This window comes from Rhodoferax ferrireducens (assembly GCF_031458075.1).
Taxonomy (GTDB): domain Bacteria; phylum Pseudomonadota; class Gammaproteobacteria; order Burkholderiales; family Burkholderiaceae_C; genus Rhodoferax_B; species Rhodoferax_B ferrireducens_A.
In genome coordinates this window covers 150,455-167,903 of sequence record NZ_JAVDXT010000002.1, presented here as the reverse complement: position 1 = coordinate 167,903, position 17,449 = coordinate 150,455, and the positions used below count along the sequence as shown (strand labels likewise).

The following is a 17,449-nucleotide window of genomic DNA, read 5'->3' as shown; positions in this document are numbered from 1 at the left end:
TTATCTGGTTGTTGGAGGTAATTGCAAATTGCCCAACACAGGGCGCAGCAGCTGATCGTACAAGCCTTGGTAAGTACCAACCATCGCTTGCAGACTAAATTTTTCGAAAACACGCAAACGGCCTGCAAGGCCCATGGATCGGGCGAGTTCTGGTTCAGAAGCCAACTGCAGCAAACTTAAGGCCATGGCTTCAACATTGGCCGCCGGGACGATGTGCCCGGTAATCCCATGAACGACCAAATCGGCATTCCCCCCAACATCGGTCGCGACCACAGGAAGACCACTGGCCATGGCCTCCAAAATAGTATTAGAAATGCCTTCAGCCAAAGATGGAAGCACAAAGCAATCCAAGCTTCGCATAATGTCAGGAACATCGCTGCGCTCCCCTGGTAACCACGCAAGATCAGATACGCCAGCAGCATCCAGTACAGCCTGACATTGAGCACGCAAGTCGCCATCGCCCACCAGAACAAGACGCAAGCGGGACCTGAGCACCGGAGCCTTTTCCAGAACGCGAACAAAGGCATACGCCAATGTGACTTGGTCCTTCACTGTTTGCATGCGCCCCACCGTACCTGCAATCCACAAATCAGGACCAACGAATGGACATCCAACGACAGTCAAATAACGCCGCCCCTGCGACGGAGAGAACAGAGCCAGATCAACACCGTTGTAAACCTGGGTCACCTTGGCGGGCGATATTTTCACCCTCTCCACCAAGTAACAGGCTAGATCCCGAGATAAAGCCAAGTAATGGTTAACAAATGGACTGTAAATACGACGTATCCATTGAAATTTCCGATTACTACCGTCTAAATCACCAACATCACGGCCATGCTCACCGTGAATCCGAACACGAACACCCGCAAACCAAGCAGGAACGACAACCTCCAAAGCGGCAAGATTACGAGTATGGACAATATCCGGACGCAGTTTTCTGAAAATACGAAACAACTGGGGATACAACTTAAAAGCATGGCCCGGGGATTTATTCAGTGCAAAAAAATCCACATCACCCCTAGTAATTCTATGGCGAAAATCAGTAACCTCTGTCAAAGCCAAAATCACATGCCGATAAGCATTTATCGGCATGTGATTAATCAGATTTACAACTCCATTTTCCAGCCCGCCGGTATCAAATCGATACACAACATGCAGCACCAAAGGACGCTTATCCGTCACAGTCGCCACAATTTATAGCCGGCGGCCTGTATTGCAGCGCCATCAAATGCCGATTTAACATCGATAAAAGCACCACCCTTAATTAATTTTTTTCCAAAATCCTCTACGGAAAGTTCGGAATACTCTTTATGCGCAACTGCAGCGACGATGGCATCAGCGCGAGGTAAATCATCCCACGACAACAATCGAACGCCGTATTCATGCATGGCCTCCTCGGCCTCTGCCTGCGGATCAGTTACAAAAATCTCAACGCCATAGGATTTCAATTCATTGATAATATCAATGACTTTAGAGTTACGCAAATCCCCACAATTCTCCTTAAACGTCAACCCAAGTATATTAACGCGAGCCCCCTTAATATAGCTACCCGCAGAAATCATATGTTTGATAGTTTGCTCGGCAATAAATTTACCCATACTATCATTAATTCGACGACCCGCCAAAATAACCTCTGGCTGATAACCCAACATAGCAGCTTTATGGGTAAGATAATAAGGATCCACACCAATGCAATGTCCACCAACCAATCCTGGCTTGAACTTTAAAAAGTTCCATTTTGTTCCAGCCGCCTCCAATACTTCGGTAGTATCAATCCCAATTTTATCAAAAATAATTGCCAGCTCATTCATGAGTGCAATATTCAAATCACGCTGCGTATTCTCAATAACCTTGGCAGCCTCGGCTGCTTTAATTGAAGATGCACGATGAACACCAGGAATAATAATTTTCTCGTAAAGCTCAGCTACTTTCTCCAAAGTAATCGGAGTATCACCTGAAACAACCTTTAGAATCTTGGTAAGCGTATGCTCTTTATCACCAGGATTTATACGTTCAGGTGAGTAGCCCACAAAAAAATCCTGCTTCCATTTCATGCCGGACTCACGCTCCAAAACCGGGATGCAAACCTCTTCTGTCGCACCAGGATAAACCGTAGACTCATATACGACGATCACACCCTTCTTCATGTTTCTACCTACACTGGTACTAGATCCAATGAGAGGATGAAAATCCGGAATATGCGCAGCATCAACTGGCGTTGGCACGGCAACAATAATAATATCTGCTTCAGTCAGCATTTTCGGATCAGATGTATAAACTGCGTTCGATGCCGAACGCATCTCCTCATCCGACAATTCCCTAGAAGGATCTACACCCTTTTGACAAGATTCAACTTTGGAAATTGAGATGTCAAAACCTATAGTTCGAAAATGCTTACCAAACTCAACGACCAAAGGGAGACCAACATAACCCAAGCCAATTACTGCAACAATACTCATATCAAAATCTCATTCAAAATTAAAACTAAAACCCATTCTTCAGATATTCGTCAACGATATCAAAGTTATTATTCAGAAAATTATTCAACAACAGAATAGATTTACCATCATTCTTTTTTTCTGTATATAAAATTATCACGGCAGAATCGTCTCTCTGGCCAAGCAGTCTTTGCATCACGCTATAAATTTTAGCCAGATAATCACTTTTAGTGAGCATTCCATTTATCCAGTAGACCTGCCAGACAAGCAGTCGAGCGTCCGTTAGTTGCCCGTCAGCGGTAGTATTTCGTAATTCGGTAGCTTTGACTGAAAAGCGGACAGAACCCGCCTCAGCCTGCCCGCTTGTCAAGCCGACCGGCGCCCAATGCCGATCGTTACTTGCAACCAGCACATTGTCAGAGCTTACTAATTTCTTCTCATAACTTTGTCGATGATAATAACCAATATACAAACCAACATTATCAGAATTACTGGTATAACAATTATTCAATTCAATTGAAGTATTTTTAAAGATGGGCTTCAACTCTGCGCACGAAGACTCCGGGGTAAGTGACCACCCTGTATTCAAAATCAACGGCGCTTCAGAACGAGAAATATGTAAACTATTCTTACTGTATACAAACTTTTCAGCCAAATACGGCAAAGAAATAATAACAACGGTTAAACAAGACAATGCAATCAAAGGGATCGTATAAAAGACTTCTGGAGGGATTTTTCTTCTGTCAGCAGATATTGTAAGAACACGAGAAGGCTCAGCCCAGCGAACTCCAACCATGAACATTAAAATAATGACCAGACCGAAAAATAACCATCCATAAATAATATGATCGACCCCCACCGCAAGCTTATTTCCCGAAAAATGTCCCAACATGACAATGAGATAAGCACGGATCCAATTTGCAAAAATCGGAACAATGATGGAAATCAGTACAAAAATAACTCGGCGATGGAACGACTGATAGTTAAGATAGGCAAAAAGGGTTCCTACCGTCAACGAAGCGATCAGATAACGAACTCCACTACAGGCTTCCACAACTGACCAATTCCCGGATGGAATAACAAATTGCAGCCCTTCACGGTAAACAGGAACACCGCTAAGTCGCAATGCAAAAACCGTAAAATTAGCGGTCCATTCCATCAATTGAGGAAACAGAAACTCTCCGAGAGGCACGGAAAAGAATAAAAAAAACAAGGGGAAAATAATTATTGATGCCACAGACCATCCAAAAATGGCTGGCACCAACAAAACCAATAATGCCACCGCACACAATTGTGTGGCAGAGTTCACAAATGCAAGGTCACCCAAAGACCAGAAAAAAATGACTGTTAGCAGAGGAATCAAGAACCAGAAATTTACTTGAGGAATTTTTTCAGAAATTAATTCCCGCTGTCGCCAGACAAGCCAAAATACAATAGGGGCAACAAAAAATCCATGTGTAAAAGTTTCGGAGCGAAGCCAAATAGATACCATTCCCCAAAAAGTATTGCGGAACAAAAATAACACACAAATAAAAAGCGCAACAAACGCCAATATAGATTGACGCCAGCCTCTGGAATAATTATCTTCTCTATTCACAATACGTACTGAATTTCAGGAATATCAAGGTATTTATCTATTCCCATCAAGTGGGCCGTCCAACTGTAACTCTCTAAGACTTTGAGCCTACCGGCACGTCCCATTTCTTTAGCTAAATCTGGTGTATCCAGCAGCATACTAATCTTCAAAACAAAATCATCAACGCTCTCAGCAGCAAAGATTTCCTTATCAGCTCTTGCATTAATGGCATCAACACAAGTTGCCGAGGCAACTACTGCCCGAGCCATTGCCATAGCCTCCAGAATCTTATTTTGAATTCCGCGGGCAACTCTCAATGGAGCGACAACAACCGAAGCGTGCTGTAAATAAGGCCTCACATCGGAAACAGTGCCTGTAACAATAACGGTGTCCGAAGCCAAATCGAGCACAGCAGATGACGGATTCCTACCCACAATATAAAAGCATAACTGCGGATATTTCTCACTCAACTTCGGAAGTATTTCGTTCACAAACCAAAATACTGCATCGATGTTTGGCCAATAATCCATCGCACCGGTAAATACAATGGAATGCCCAATGGATTCTTTCGAACTCGATAAATATGGCGATATACGTAATTTATTCGGTGAAAAATACTCAGCATCAACTCCGTTATTTAACGCACTTATTTTTCCTTCGGAAAAATCAAATGACAAGCTTTTAAATAAATTTACCTCATTTTCAGTCACAAAAAAAGAATGCTCTGCCTTTTTAGAAATTTCACCTTCATACCTCAATAAAAGCCGACCTTCCCTACGATACAACCATGACATCGGCCATCTATGTCGATTAGCATACTCAGTCCATTTAGCTGAATCAACATCTACAAAATCCACCAAAAATCTGAGATTCGGTATATCTGATGCATACTGAGCCATCGCCGAGGAAAAAACCACTGCTATATCGATATTATTTTTTTCTACAACATGTGACACCCATTTCTCAAGAGACGCACTACGATAATATGTCAATGTAAGAGAGTTATTATTCAAAAGCCCCGCAACACTGCGTATTTTTGAAAAAAAAGGATTTAACTTTTCTATATGAGCATCAACACACAAATTTTTGACGAAATCCGCATACTTTAAATCATCGGAATCATCGACAAATGTTCCAAGAAATATATTGTATTGAGAAGAAAGATGTTTAAGAAGATTGTAAGATCTAACCTTATCGCCTTTATTTGGAGGATATGGAAGTCGATGTACCAGATATAGTAAATTTCGCACGATACTTAGCCCAAGCTTCTAACTATAAACGGGCCAATAGCATTTGCCATAGAAATAGGCATACAGCGCCAAGCACTAATTAAAAACTTATATTTAGCATTGCTCGGATTATTCTGTGGAACATCATCACGTCTATATAAGCAATATTCATAACTCAAAGGAGTCGGTTCGAACCCCCAATTTTTTTTAAAAGAAAATGAGCCGGTACCATTTTTACTCCGCCCGTAATCAAATACTTTCAATCCACGCAAACAAGCTCGGCGCATCAACTCCCAATATTTGAAATCATTTGCCGCCAATTCCCGAGCAGACAAATCATCACCAGCATAATATGGAAGAACTTCATCTCGAAAATAGAAGCTAAACACACTACTCAATGGTCGCCCATCAACGGAAGAAATTGTTAATATTTCACAACTGTCGCCGAATTCATCAATTAGCGCTTGAAAATAAGACCTTGGCATTGCGGGTGTTCCATGCCTGTGTACATTATCCGCATATAAACTAAAGAATCGCTGTACGTCAGAGTCTATTTCGCTAGTCAAACTATTTTTTATACCTTTGCGAATCATGGCGCGCTGCTTTCGTGGAACCGCCAATAAATTCTCTTCTTCCGTTCCTAATATTTCTTTTCGAAAAGTAACGTATAAATCCTGCAAAGGCCAATCTTGATGCCGGCGCACGGTATTTCGGAACTCTAAGTGCGAAACTTTAAGTTGAACAGCTATTTCTTTTGCCTCTTTTTCTAATGCATCTACGGCTAAGGAACTTGACGCAGCACATCCCCCATAAACAGCAAAGGGTAAGCTGGAGATTGAATTACCAAAGAGAAAACTGTTTACATGGGCCAGAGGTAAAACACCTTCAATTTCCCCATTGACCTCTACGTATAGGAAATAGGTGTCGTGTCGAAATACTCTCCGTATAACGTTTTGCCATCCCGCAAGATGAAAAAAAGTAGCCGTCGAGCACTTAGATACGAAAGCATCCCAACGCTTTGCTGTGGCAATATCTCCAAATACAAGTCGCTTGACGAGCAGTACGGGTGCAGGCTCAGACACTGTAGATATCATTATATTTTTTATTCAAAAACACATAATCCATTCTATTCCAATGAAAATCATTTAGTAGCTTATTTAAGCGATCTTCCATTTTATGGATATTGACGTAATGCCTAAATTTCGTCTTTCTATTAATACCCATCACACGTGGTTGATGAATATCGATCTCCCAAGGATGGAAATAAAAAATAGCTGGATTATTTTCCTTGTTGTTTATTTGATTCAAAAGCCATTTCGACAGAGAATATGGAAAGAATCTAAAATACCCACCCCCGCTAGACGGAAGATTTCTATTAAAGAATTGAACGGTTGTGATCGGTATTTCCAAAAAGTTATCGCTTATTTGCACAGGGTATCTAGAGAAATTTGGCATACCATAATGGTCATGTTTAATAGGGTAGATACTTGAGCTATATCTATAACCAGCACGCTCCAAACACTCAAATGCCCAAAAATTACCAGCACCAATAGAAAAGCTAGGTGCTCTATAACCTATTACTTGTACGCCAGAAATATCTTCAAGAATTTTTTTTGATGAATCGACATCGATAAAAAATTCTTTTTCCGAAAGATCACTAACTCTTTCATGCCCATATCCATGACTCGCCAACTCATGACCCTCACTCACAATATCTTTGACTAATTTTGGATATCGTTCGGCAATCCATCCTAAAGTAAAAAAAGTAGCCTTAACTTCATGGAAACTCAATATTTCCAATATTTTTTTTACATTTTTCTCGACGCGACACTCGCAATCTTTCCAGCTAGAACGGGCAATATATGGCGCAAATGCAGATACCTGGAAGTAATCCTCCACGTCAATAGTAAGAGCATTAGAAATAGTATTATTTTTCACAAAAAATAACTACAAGACTAAGACTGCATCCACTGAGCCAAGTCAGCTACGATACGTTTAGCGGTATTACCATCCCATAACTCTGGAATATTTCCGTGCTTTCCATTGCCCAAAAATATTTCATTAATTCCAGAAATGATCGCATTCCGATCTACCCCAACCAGGGTATTAGTACCTTGTTCTATGGTAATGGGTCGCTCTGTATTTTCACGCAAAGTCAAACACGGAATACCCAAGGCAGTCGTTTCTTCCTGTAATCCACCAGAATCAGTCAACACCACAGTAGCATCAAGCAACAAACCTAACATTTCAAGATAGCCTTGCGGAGGCAGAAGAACCATCCGGCTCGAATCAATCAAGGCTGATAGTTCAAATTTTTCAATATTGGCTCGCGTGCGTGGATGAAGTGCAAAAATCAAAGGTAACCTTTTGGAAACTTCAGCCAAAGTTTCTAGTAACCCACGCAATGTCTCGGGTTGATCGACATTGGACGGACGATGCATGGTCACAACACCGTAAGGCTTGCTAACTCCAAACAGGCTGTAGTCAACACCAGACAAGCGCAGAGTTTCCAGGAAACTACGTGCATGTGCTCGACTATGTAGCAATGAATCAATCATGACATTACCGACGAAGCACAGCCGATCGAGGCCGATACCCTCTCGTCTTAAATTGTCTTCGGCACTACGCTCTGTCGTGTAGAGTCGATCCGCAATTTGGTCTGTCAAAATACGATTAATCTCTTCAGGCATAGCACGATCATTACTGCGCAAGCCCGCTTCGACATGCGCAACAGCAATCCCCTTCTTGACTGCCACTAAGGTACAAGCTAGCGTTGAATTGACATCACCCACAACAATGACACACCGCGGTTGGTGCGTATCAAGAATGGGTTCAAAACGCCGCATGACCTCTGCTGTCTGCACCGCGTGGGAGGCAGATCCCACTTCTAAGTTGATATCCGGACGAGGCAGTTGCAAATCGTCGAACAACTGGTCACTCATATCACGGTCATAGTGTTGGCCTGTATGAACCAGCAAAAAAGGCAAAGGTGGTACATGTTCTGCGAGAGCTCGCAAAATAGGCGCCATTTTCATAAAATTAGGTCGAGCACCCACTACGCAAATAATAGGGCCAGAACCAAATGAAATTTTATTCAACATTTTTATTTTTTTCTATGGATTGATCAATTGGCTTAAATATCTCTTTAAAAAAAGATAACATTTCTGAATTCACCCTCTCTAACCGTAGCATACTTTGCTCCAAGCGATCAAAGCGATTTTCTTGCTGCGCGGTCTCAATTTCGTTAATTTTACCTACTATAGATATATCCAAGTTTTCATTTAGGTTGAATTTCTTTGAATTAAGAATCTGAGCAGCATTAAATCCAACATCCTCATTTTTAGGCAATGAATTTAAATATGCTGGGAATATGGATTTTTGAGCTGGCCCGGATTCTTCGTGAATTTCACGAGCAACTTCACTTACATCAGCAGCTGTAAGTGTGTCTTTATTTTCCAAAAAACCCAACAGCAATAATCTATCGCATACAGAATTTATACGTCTTGGTATACCACCACTCACATTAAAAATTTCGTCAAATGCGGCCGCATCAAAATTGGGACGACCAGTCCCACCCGCACATTTCAAGCGATGTTCTATATATCCCTGCGTTTCTTCCAAGTCCATCGGACCAATGTGGCAGGCAGCAATAACTCTTTGTCGAAGTTGCTGCATTTGGGGATTCTGCAAAATATCCCGGAACTCTGGTTGCCCAACCAAGAAACTTTGCAATAATGCCTGCTTACCAAATTGAAAATTGGACAACATTCGCAACTCCTCAACCGCACGAGAAGTTAAATTTTGTGCCTCATCAATAATAAGTAAACACCGCTTACCGAGACTTGTTTGACTTACTAAAAAAGCTTCTAAGGCCATTAATAAATCCGCCTTTGATACATCTTTAGTACGTACTCCAAACGCAGCTCCCACCATACGCAGTGTATCTTCAGCATCTAGCTGTGTACTAACAAGATTGCCCGCAACAACCTTCTCAGAATCCAAACTATCCAATAATCCACGAACGATAGTTGTTTTTCCAGCGCCTATTTCACCCGTAATTACAATAAACCCTTCATTTCGAAGAACACCATACTCAAGATATGCTTTAGCTCTCTTATGTTGTTTGCTAGCAAAATAAAAAATAGGATCTGGATTAAGTTGAAAAGGCTTAGTGGTCAAGCCATAAAATGATTCATACATAAGCTAAAACTGAACAGTTAAACTGCCTAAAACAGCAGTTTCTTGATATGGCGTAACCGTACTCGAAGACAGTACACGTCGCGCCCCCACCGTAGCAAATATCTTTTGAGACAACTTAGAGGATATATTTAAATTTATTGATTTTGTTCTTGATCCCTGAGTAACAACATCGCCATATATTCTTTGTAAAGAATACTGAGAACTCAATGAAGAATCCTGTGTTAATCGATGGGAATAGCTTACACTTAATCCATTTTGTCTTATATTATTAGAATTAGAAAAATCATCTACACTTAGAGAGGATCCATTGATACTATGGCCAGCACTTTTCGTTATTGAGAATCTAACTGTATCCCGAATACCCAACAACATGAAGGATAGATCTTTTGTGCGTTGAACAGAGGTACTCGAGGTTAAATAACCATTTACCGTAGATGGATCAGAAGTTAACCCATTTGACTTTAAAAAATCTCGAACCAACTGAGCCCTCTTGATTGGATCTGGCTCAATTGATGAAAATTGTATGAAAAGCAAGTCATAAAGTGTACTTGAAGTGGAATTCAAAGTATTGCTATTTGATATAGAAACACTTTTGGAATCACTGTAGGTCCAACTCGTCCTTGGAGTACGGTGCTCAATAGTTAATTGATGCATTCTCCCCAATAATTTATTCTCAGCATTGAACGACAACCGTGTGGTTTCCGCCGGAGACCAATTAACACCAAAACCCGATGTTCCATAGCTCTGCTTTTGAGAGACTATATAATTCGCTGTCTCACGCCCCTTCGTAGCAGAAAAGCTCAATTGTCTATCTAATGAATAGGTAAGAGATACTTTTAAATCATCAATTTGAGTTTCTTCACCATTATTTCGTGTACTTTCTTGGCGTGACGCACTAGTACCCCAACGCAATTTTCCGAATAACTCATCCCCATTCATTGTCAACGAATAAAGACTCTGATTCGTGTTTGCACTTTCCAATGTTTTCGCTCGTGTAGAGGAGAATCCATATCTCGCCTCATAGTTTGCTTTATTTAAAAATCGACCGCGAAGATAAGGAGAAACATTATAAGTAGAAACTTCCGTCTTATTTGAATTGTTCAAACCAGAAGCTACCGATTGCGGCCCAAATGCGGAAATTGTCTGCTGTGAAATCGCCGCCGACATATCAACAAATGCAAAATTATCTAAAACTTCAGCAGAAGCAGAGGATGCAAGTAAGTTTTGTAAAGAATTTTTTGTATTTCCACTATAAATATACTGATGCAAAGAATAATCAACATATCCCTTGACGCGGCCAGATTTACTGTCGACTCTAATGCCAGGACTTATTTCACTAATCCATCCGGAATCACCGTCACCGCTTTTTAGTGATAAATTATTACTCCATGTCTCACCCAAATATAAACGAGGGGCTATTGACAGGCCCAAAGAAGATACGGTATTGGGCTTAAATGCTTCTGCATCATTTTGCGCACGGGAACTAGATAAGCAAAAAAATAATAAAATAATAGAAGAGATACAAGATCTTCCAGCCATGCGCTCCGCCGTCATTTTATTCATGAATAAATTTTTAGTAAAACCAGTCACGTGCTTTGCTGACCATATCCATATCCATATCCACCGTAGCCACCATAGCCCCCTTGCGAGCCACTTCGAGCTTGATTCAAGACCATTAACTTTACAGGGCAAGCCTCAATTGAAGAAAGCGCATGTTGCACATCTGCCTGCAACGTCTTCTCAGCATGAACCACCATGACTATCTGCCCCATATGGGTAGCTAAAACTCTTGATTCGGTAGTGAGCAGCAGTGGAGGGGAATCAAATATAATAATTCGATCAGAATATCTATTTGCTATATTCTTAATAAGCTGACTCATTGCATCACTTGCAAGAAGCTCCGTAGCACGCAGATGAGGAGTTCCACTCGGAAGCAATGTAAGCTTATCAATATTAGTTTTTAGTAAAACACTCGATAAATCCTCAACATCACCAACCAATAAATCCAGTAATCCAGGACTAGCAGGTAAGCCCAACATCCTCAGTACCGAGGGTCGAGCAACATCCGCATCAACAAGCATTACCGTGTTATCTAGTTCGGTAGCTATGCTCATAGCCAGGTTAATTGCTGAAAAACTCTTACCCTCGCCTGCCAACGCACTTGTAACCATAATAAGATTACCATTTTCAATGGTTGAAGCACCGCGACCCATTGCATTAGTAATCAGCGGTCGCTTAATAACACGATACTGATCTGCTATTTGAGAACGAGGGGCATTGGGGCTTACTATCCCAGCAGCAGCAATTGCATCTAGATCTAAATCCACTTTCCTAGAAACTGAAGTGGTCTTTTTTGGAAAATCCGGTGAAGTTATCGGCTTCACTGAAGCATCTTCGGTATTACTTAGTCCGTCATCCAACTTAATAATTGATGTAGGTTGCGCATTATTTTCCAAATCAACACCTGCCCGACGAAGCTGCTCCAAGCGCTTCGTAGCTTGTTCAATTAAGCTACTCATATAATGTTAACCCACCTGTCCAGAAATAAAGGCCAACGTACCAATAGCCACAATAAAGAATCCAATCAATCCGCATGAGGCAAATGCGAATTTTTTCAAATCTAAATGTTCACGACGCTTTGCTGCGTCATTCATAACCAAGGTCACCACCCCCAACAATGGCAGATCAACAGCACTGCGCAATGCTCTAGCATCGTGAAATACAGGTCGCAATTGACTTGCCGCAAATGATGCAAAACCACCTGCACCCAACGCGACAGCCAAAGCAAGAAGCAATAACAACAGGCGATTAGGAGCAACAGGTTTCGGCGAAACGCGAGGTGGGTCAATCAGTCGAAAATCTGCCACACCCGCCGCGGACTCTAAATCACCAGACAAAGAAGCAGATTCACGACGACTTACCAAATCTTCGTAATTTTTCTTATTAATTGCATAATCTCGATTTAACTGCGCATACTCGGCCTCAGTTTGTGGGGCTGTTTTCATAGACTCACGCGCACGCTCATAGCGAGAACTATATTCTGCAACCCTAGCTCGAAGCGAAGCAACCTGCACTTCAGATGTTGCCAAAAGACGACCTAATTCTTGCACAGCTAGGCTATTATTGCCGGGAGAAACTGGATTAGCTATCGCAGTTTTTCGCAGCTGCAAGACTTCCTTTCGTTTGAGCTCCTCTAATTCTTTTACCATGCGGCGGGCACCAATTACGTCAGGATGTTGCTCTGTAAATCGTTGCAACAGGCCATCCAAATTTCTTTTCTGTGCCTCAATTCTCGAATCAATTTCAGGCGTTGCTAAAGACTGGGCAGATTCTTGCAATAAGCTTTTTGAGGAATTATTAGCATTCTGTGCTTTCTCTCCCTCCAGCTGAACTTTCGCAGCATCACGCGCATTTTCCGCCTCCCGTAACTCCAATTTTGCTTGGTTAAGCTGCGCACTCACCTCCCCCAACCGCCCGGCGATATCCGTACCACCGTTGGCAGTTTGAACCTCTATATTTCTCAATTTAAATTCTTTTAACCGTGCTTCTGCAGATTCGAGTTTAGCTTCATACGTTTTAATTTGTTCATTAATAAATTTCTTGGCAGCATCAGTATCTTTTCGACTATCACCAAGACTAGATTCAACAAATATAGAAACTAAAGATTGAACCACTCGCTTCGCCTTATCGGGACTCGAATCTTGGAATGAAAGTGTGTATAAGTTATCACGTGCAGTGCTTTTTATCTGAAGCGTACTCATTAGACGTTCAATTAAGCCGTCTTGTGCGCTTTTTGATGCATTACCCAAATCAAGATCAGCCATGCGAATTAATTTTTCCACATTGGGTCGAGTTATCAGTGTTCGGCTAAGCATTCCCACTTGTTGATCAACATTGGGTTGTACCGCAAGACCAGACATCAGAGGTTTAAGGATAGATTGGGTATCAACGTAAATGCGAGCAGATGCCTCATATTTATCTGGAACACGCAAAACTATGCCTGCACCAACCAATCCAACAACCCAGGCAACAATTACACCAAGCCAACGATGCTTCCATGCACCTTTGGCAAAGGTTAGAATTTGACCAATTAACTCGTCCATTGATTTATTTTATTAAATGTTAACTAAGCACGTGCGACGATATTATTTATGGCAGCACTAGCAATTAAAACCAGCCTTGCGGAATAATTAAAATGTCACCCGGCCTCATTTCTACGTTCCCGGAGACGTCCCCACGCCGAATCAAGTCTTTAAGACGAACCGAATATCTTTTATCCCCCTCGGATGTACGCAATATAGTCGCGCCATTTCCATCAGCAAAATCTGTTAATCCGCCAACTGCAATCATTACATCCAGAACTGTCATTTTGTTTTTATAGGGCAGGGTTTGTGGTTTAGCCGCCTCCCCTACCACACGAATCTGTTCACTGTATGGCCCAATAAACCCAGTAACAATGACAGTCACAACGGGATCACGAACAAATTTGGATAGTAGACCCTCAATTTCACGAGCAACTTCAACTGAAGTCTTCCCTTGTACGACTAATTCATCGACCAGCGGCGTAGTCAGTTTTCCATCAGGTCGTACCGGTACTGACATAGACAATTCAGGATTGCGCCAAACAATAATATTAAGAGAATCCCCGGGCCCAATAATATAGTTATAGCCGGAAGCGGCGGCAGCAGCCGGTGCCGCAGGAAATTTTGTGGAAAAAGTGGAACATGCCGTCAACGAACAAGCAGCAATTGCCAGAATCCACCGAGCGCTCTTTTCCCAAACAGCGTTGAAATTTTTCAAAATATATCCCCTGTGCATAACTTAAATTTTACCTATCGCGTCTATGAATGTAACTTACTTCACCATGTATACGTTATCGAAAAAGTCATCCTTTTCACACTAAATCACACCGTCAAAGTTGCCACTACAACTCAAAAGCGTCAACCCACCCCCTTGAGGCGAAAATATCTGATCTGTCAAGGTAATTTTCCGCGCAAAATTGGCCTAATAAATTGAAGCAGCAGCCGTTGAAGGGGATTTGAATTACCAAAGGGACGCCAGGTAAATTTAAGCTTTTGATGGTAGCTGTCAAATTGCATGCCCCACGGAGCAGCCCTGATTTCCCCACGATTCAGCAATACCTTAAGCACCGAAGTGCCCATGACGCCGGAACACAGATCACATGCCATGATTGTGGATGGGCCACGTTTTTCCTGAAAATTTACCGCCTCAGGTGCAACTAGATAGTTCCGGTTAAGCATGGCTGGAGATAAGCCAGCAATGAAACGGGCGTACTGCTCCTGCTGATCAAAGCCCTCCACTTTAAAGTAGTCCTCAAAGCTCATGCCATCTGGGCGGAAGTATAGAAATGCAACGCCCATTCCCAGAGGCGCAGCTGTCAATGCCGGTATACCCATTTCTCGACATTTAGCAAACACCAAGCGTCGAGCTGGTAACGCAAAGAAATCTAGGCTGTCTACATAGATATCTACGTCGCGCAAAAACTCATCTATGTTGCCCGCGTGAACGCCCTCGGGAAGAAGGCGCAGATCCAGCTCTGGATTGACATCACGAGCCATGTTGGCCAACGTATCAAGCTTTGACTGCCCCATCGTCGACACAAATGCACCCGCTTGGCGGTTGAGGTTATGCACATCGAACTCATCAAAGTCACTAATAGTGAATTGACTAATTCCAAGCCTTGCTAGTGTCAACAAGTGCCCACCTCCGACCCCCCCAAGCCCGGCTATCGCAACCCGCGATTTTCGCAATCTATCCTGCTCAGCGAGTGTGACCCAGCCGACATTGCGCGAAAAAGCACGGTCATAGTCGAAGGTGATCGGGGTAGCTATAGACAACGTTCACTCCCTAAAATTTGTATTGTGCCCGGACGTCCAAATGAGTCATCTCTTATCTCGTTATAGTAGTAGAGAGACAACATTCGACTGTGGCGCTGCAGGCGCATTCACAAGGAAACCTCCGTGGGCCGTGACACACTGACGCAGATTCTCGAACTCGCTCGCTGGGCACCGAGCGGGGACAACACGCAACCTTGGCAGTTCGAGATTGTGAACGATCTACACGTTCGGGTATACGGCAGCGACACGCGCGAGCATATCCTGTACGACTACGATGGTCACCCTAGTCATATAGCCCATGGCGCCTTGTTGGAAACGATGCGGATAGCCGCATCGGGTTTTGCGCTAGTAAGCAAATGGACCATTTCGTCCGACAACGACCGCCATCCCATCTATGATGTTTGGTTCGAAGGTCGCCCCAACATGGTCCGTGACCCGTTGTTTGAGTCCATCGAACTACGAACGGTACAACGCCGTCCAATGAAGACCTCTCCGCTTACAGACAGGCAACGCAAGGCACTTATCGACGCCGCGGGTCCAACTTTCAACGTAGAACTGTTCGAATCATTCGGCGATCGCCTGCAGATAGCCAAACTGCTTTGGCATAGCGCAAAAATTCGCCTAATCTGTCCAGAGGCATATCCGGTCCATAAAGAGATTATTGAATGGCGTGCTCGCTACAGCAAAGACCGCATACCTGAGCAGGCTGTGGGCGTCGACCCCGCTACCGCCCGCCTGATGGAGTGGGTCATGCAAAGCTGGGAGCGTGTTCATTTTTTCAACCGGTATCTCATGGGCACCGTAGCGCCTCGCATCCAACTTGATCTGTTACCCGCGATATGTTGCGCAGCCCATTTGTTGGTACGCCCTAAGCGCAAACCTGCAGAGCTTATAGACTGGATACATCTGGGGGCTAGCGTGCAACGAATTTGGCTAACCGCAACGCACGAAGGTCTTCATTTGCAGCCACAAATGACACCCGTAATCTTCCGCTGGTACGCTCGCGCGGGACGCCATTTTTCCACCGAGCCAGGGTTGTTTGATTTAGCTCTCAAATTAGCAAATAACTTTGAGCATCTAGCGCAAGCATCTCAAACCGAAGATTTTGGATTCTTCGCACGGGTCGGTGTGTCGCAACAACCCAAAAGCCGTTCCATCAGGCAAGACCTTGCGACACTGTTGAGGGCTTAAGGTGTAACAAAGTCGTCCCCCCTAAGATCAGCACGATTCCAAAAGTACGAAGGGGGGTAATTTGCTCATTAAAGATTATCCCCCCCGCAAGCACCGTAATGGCATTGGCCATCGCAAGTTGCAAAGGCACTATCACAGCAGCCCGACCACGCTGAAAAGCGGCTTGCAATAAGATCAGGCCAAATACATTGGCCAGAACAACGGCCAATAACAGGGGGTCAATTAATACAGCCCACGTCATAATAGTTTGTCCAGGGCCGGAATATGCAACCGTCATAGCCTTAGTCAACACGGCACCAGAACCAAAGCAAAGCCCCACAACCAACGCCAACGAAACCTCTGGCCTCAGTGCCCAACGGTTGGTGAGCAACAACGTCAATCCGATAAGCATCGCGCATCCCAATAGTATTTGCAGGTGCATGCTATTGAATGAAGTGACGTACGAAGCCTCAGCGTTCCAAGCGAGTGCCACGGCCCCCAGTACCGTCATCAAGACGCCTCCCCATTCAACCAGCAGTAACCGCTCTTTGAGAAAGACTACTGCCAAAATAACTAGCAATAAGTCACCTGCAGACATCAGCGGCTGCACCAAGCTGATATCGCCCATGGCGGTTGCCTGCACAAACAGCACCCAACCTAAACTCGTCATGACAAATCCCAGCATCCAGCGCCAATCGGTCGCAAGTGCACAAAGCACCTGCCATGCCGGAGCACCTCCAATCTTTGGCTGGCCGTCGGCCGACAGCTTCCAAAGAAAGTAGCCCAACTGAATTAACACAGTAGCGGTGAGCGTGACAAGGACTACGACCATATAAGGGATGAAATTATGAGTCCCCATAATATACGGAGCGAAGCCAGCCAAGGCATCAATTTACTGTCGACATTTCTTACACCGACTCCTAGAGTATCGGTACATTTCACCGAAATTCCATCGCAAGCCATTGATTTATATAAGGA

The 17,449-nt window shown here is 43.4% G+C and carries 15 protein-coding genes; 1 reads left to right on the top strand and 14 read right to left on the bottom strand.

Annotated elements, in window-relative coordinates:
• From J2X19_RS09820 to J2X19_RS09760, 13 genes are all read right to left on the bottom strand, one after another.
• Positions 1 to 1,191 (bottom strand): TIGR03088 family PEP-CTERM/XrtA system glycosyltransferase, encoded by a 1,191-nt coding sequence (locus tag J2X19_RS09820; protein ID WP_310372951.1) that lies wholly within the window; start codon positions 1,189 to 1,191, stop codon positions 1 to 3.
• Positions 1,179 to 2,459: a nucleotide sugar dehydrogenase gene (locus J2X19_RS09815; RefSeq protein WP_310372949.1), complete on the bottom strand. Its 1,281-nt coding sequence runs from the start codon at positions 2,457 to 2,459 to the stop codon at positions 1,179 to 1,181. The genes J2X19_RS09820 and J2X19_RS09815 overlap by 13 nt, the downstream gene beginning before the upstream one ends.
• A 25-nt stretch (positions 2,460 to 2,484) precedes the next feature.
• On the bottom strand, positions 2,485 to 4,035 hold the full coding sequence (xrtA, locus tag J2X19_RS09810; RefSeq protein ID WP_310372947.1) for an exosortase A: 1,551 nt from the start codon (positions 4,033 to 4,035) through the stop codon (positions 2,485 to 2,487).
• Positions 4,032 to 5,264 (bottom strand): TIGR03087 family PEP-CTERM/XrtA system glycosyltransferase, encoded by a 1,233-nt coding sequence (locus tag J2X19_RS09805; protein WP_310372945.1) that lies wholly within the window; start codon positions 5,262 to 5,264, stop codon positions 4,032 to 4,034. Before J2X19_RS09805 ends, xrtA begins: the two co-directional genes overlap by 4 nt.
• Before the next feature lie 5 nt (positions 5,265 to 5,269).
• Complete coding sequence (locus J2X19_RS09800) at positions 5,270 to 6,337, bottom strand: FemAB family XrtA/PEP-CTERM system-associated protein (RefSeq protein WP_405048629.1); 1,068 nt, start codon at positions 6,335 to 6,337, stop codon at positions 5,270 to 5,272.
• Complete coding sequence (locus tag J2X19_RS09795) at positions 6,318 to 7,181, bottom strand: XrtA system polysaccharide deacetylase (protein WP_310372941.1); 864 nt, start codon at positions 7,179 to 7,181, stop codon at positions 6,318 to 6,320. The genes J2X19_RS09800 and J2X19_RS09795 overlap by 20 nt, the downstream gene beginning before the upstream one ends.
• A gap of 17 nt (positions 7,182 to 7,198) precedes the next feature.
• Complete coding sequence (gene wecB, locus J2X19_RS09790) at positions 7,199 to 8,344, bottom strand: non-hydrolyzing UDP-N-acetylglucosamine 2-epimerase (protein ID WP_310372939.1); 1,146 nt, start codon at positions 8,342 to 8,344, stop codon at positions 7,199 to 7,201.
• Positions 8,334 to 9,443: an XrtA/PEP-CTERM system-associated ATPase gene (locus J2X19_RS09785; protein ID WP_310372936.1), complete on the bottom strand. Its 1,110-nt coding sequence runs from the start codon at positions 9,441 to 9,443 to the stop codon at positions 8,334 to 8,336. The genes wecB and J2X19_RS09785 overlap by 11 nt, the downstream gene beginning before the upstream one ends.
• A 3-nt stretch (positions 9,444 to 9,446) precedes the next feature.
• The gene (locus J2X19_RS09780) at positions 9,447 to 11,006 is read right to left on the bottom strand and encodes a TIGR03016 family PEP-CTERM system-associated outer membrane protein (protein WP_310372934.1); all 1,560 of its coding nucleotides are present in this window, start codon (positions 11,004 to 11,006) and stop codon (positions 9,447 to 9,449) included.
• A 23-nt stretch (positions 11,007 to 11,029) separates the two neighbouring features.
• Positions 11,030 to 11,962 carry an XrtA-associated tyrosine autokinase gene (locus tag J2X19_RS09775; RefSeq protein WP_310372931.1) on the bottom strand — a complete coding sequence of 311 codons (933 nt, stop codon included), beginning with the start codon at positions 11,960 to 11,962 and terminating at the stop codon, positions 11,030 to 11,032.
• A 6-nt stretch (positions 11,963 to 11,968) separates the two neighbouring features.
• Positions 11,969 to 13,546 (bottom strand): XrtA system polysaccharide chain length determinant, encoded by a 1,578-nt coding sequence (locus J2X19_RS09770; protein WP_310372930.1) that lies wholly within the window; start codon positions 13,544 to 13,546, stop codon positions 11,969 to 11,971.
• A gap of 64 nt (positions 13,547 to 13,610) precedes the next feature.
• Positions 13,611 to 14,246 carry an XrtA/PEP-CTERM system exopolysaccharide export protein gene (locus tag J2X19_RS09765; RefSeq protein ID WP_405048664.1) on the bottom strand — a complete coding sequence of 212 codons (636 nt, stop codon included), beginning with the start codon at positions 14,244 to 14,246 and terminating at the stop codon, positions 13,611 to 13,613.
• Between the two features lie 173 nt (positions 14,247 to 14,419).
• A complete protein-coding gene (locus J2X19_RS09760) occupies positions 14,420 to 15,301 on the bottom strand; it encodes a ThiF family adenylyltransferase (RefSeq protein WP_310372928.1) in 882 nt (293 codons plus the stop codon).
• Between the two features lie 81 nt (positions 15,302 to 15,382).
• On the opposite strand from J2X19_RS09760, the gene J2X19_RS09755 reads away from it, so the two are divergent.
• Positions 15,383 to 16,492 carry a nitroreductase family protein gene (locus tag J2X19_RS09755; protein WP_310374499.1) on the top strand — a complete coding sequence of 370 codons (1,110 nt, stop codon included), beginning with the start codon at positions 15,383 to 15,385 and terminating at the stop codon, positions 16,490 to 16,492.
• Here J2X19_RS09755 and J2X19_RS09750 read toward each other — a convergent pair.
• On the bottom strand, positions 16,458 to 17,354 hold the full coding sequence (locus J2X19_RS09750; RefSeq protein ID WP_310372926.1) for a DMT family transporter: 897 nt from the start codon (positions 17,352 to 17,354) through the stop codon (positions 16,458 to 16,460). The genes J2X19_RS09755 and J2X19_RS09750 overlap by 35 nt on opposite strands.
• Positions 17,355 to 17,449: the final 95 nt, after the last annotated feature.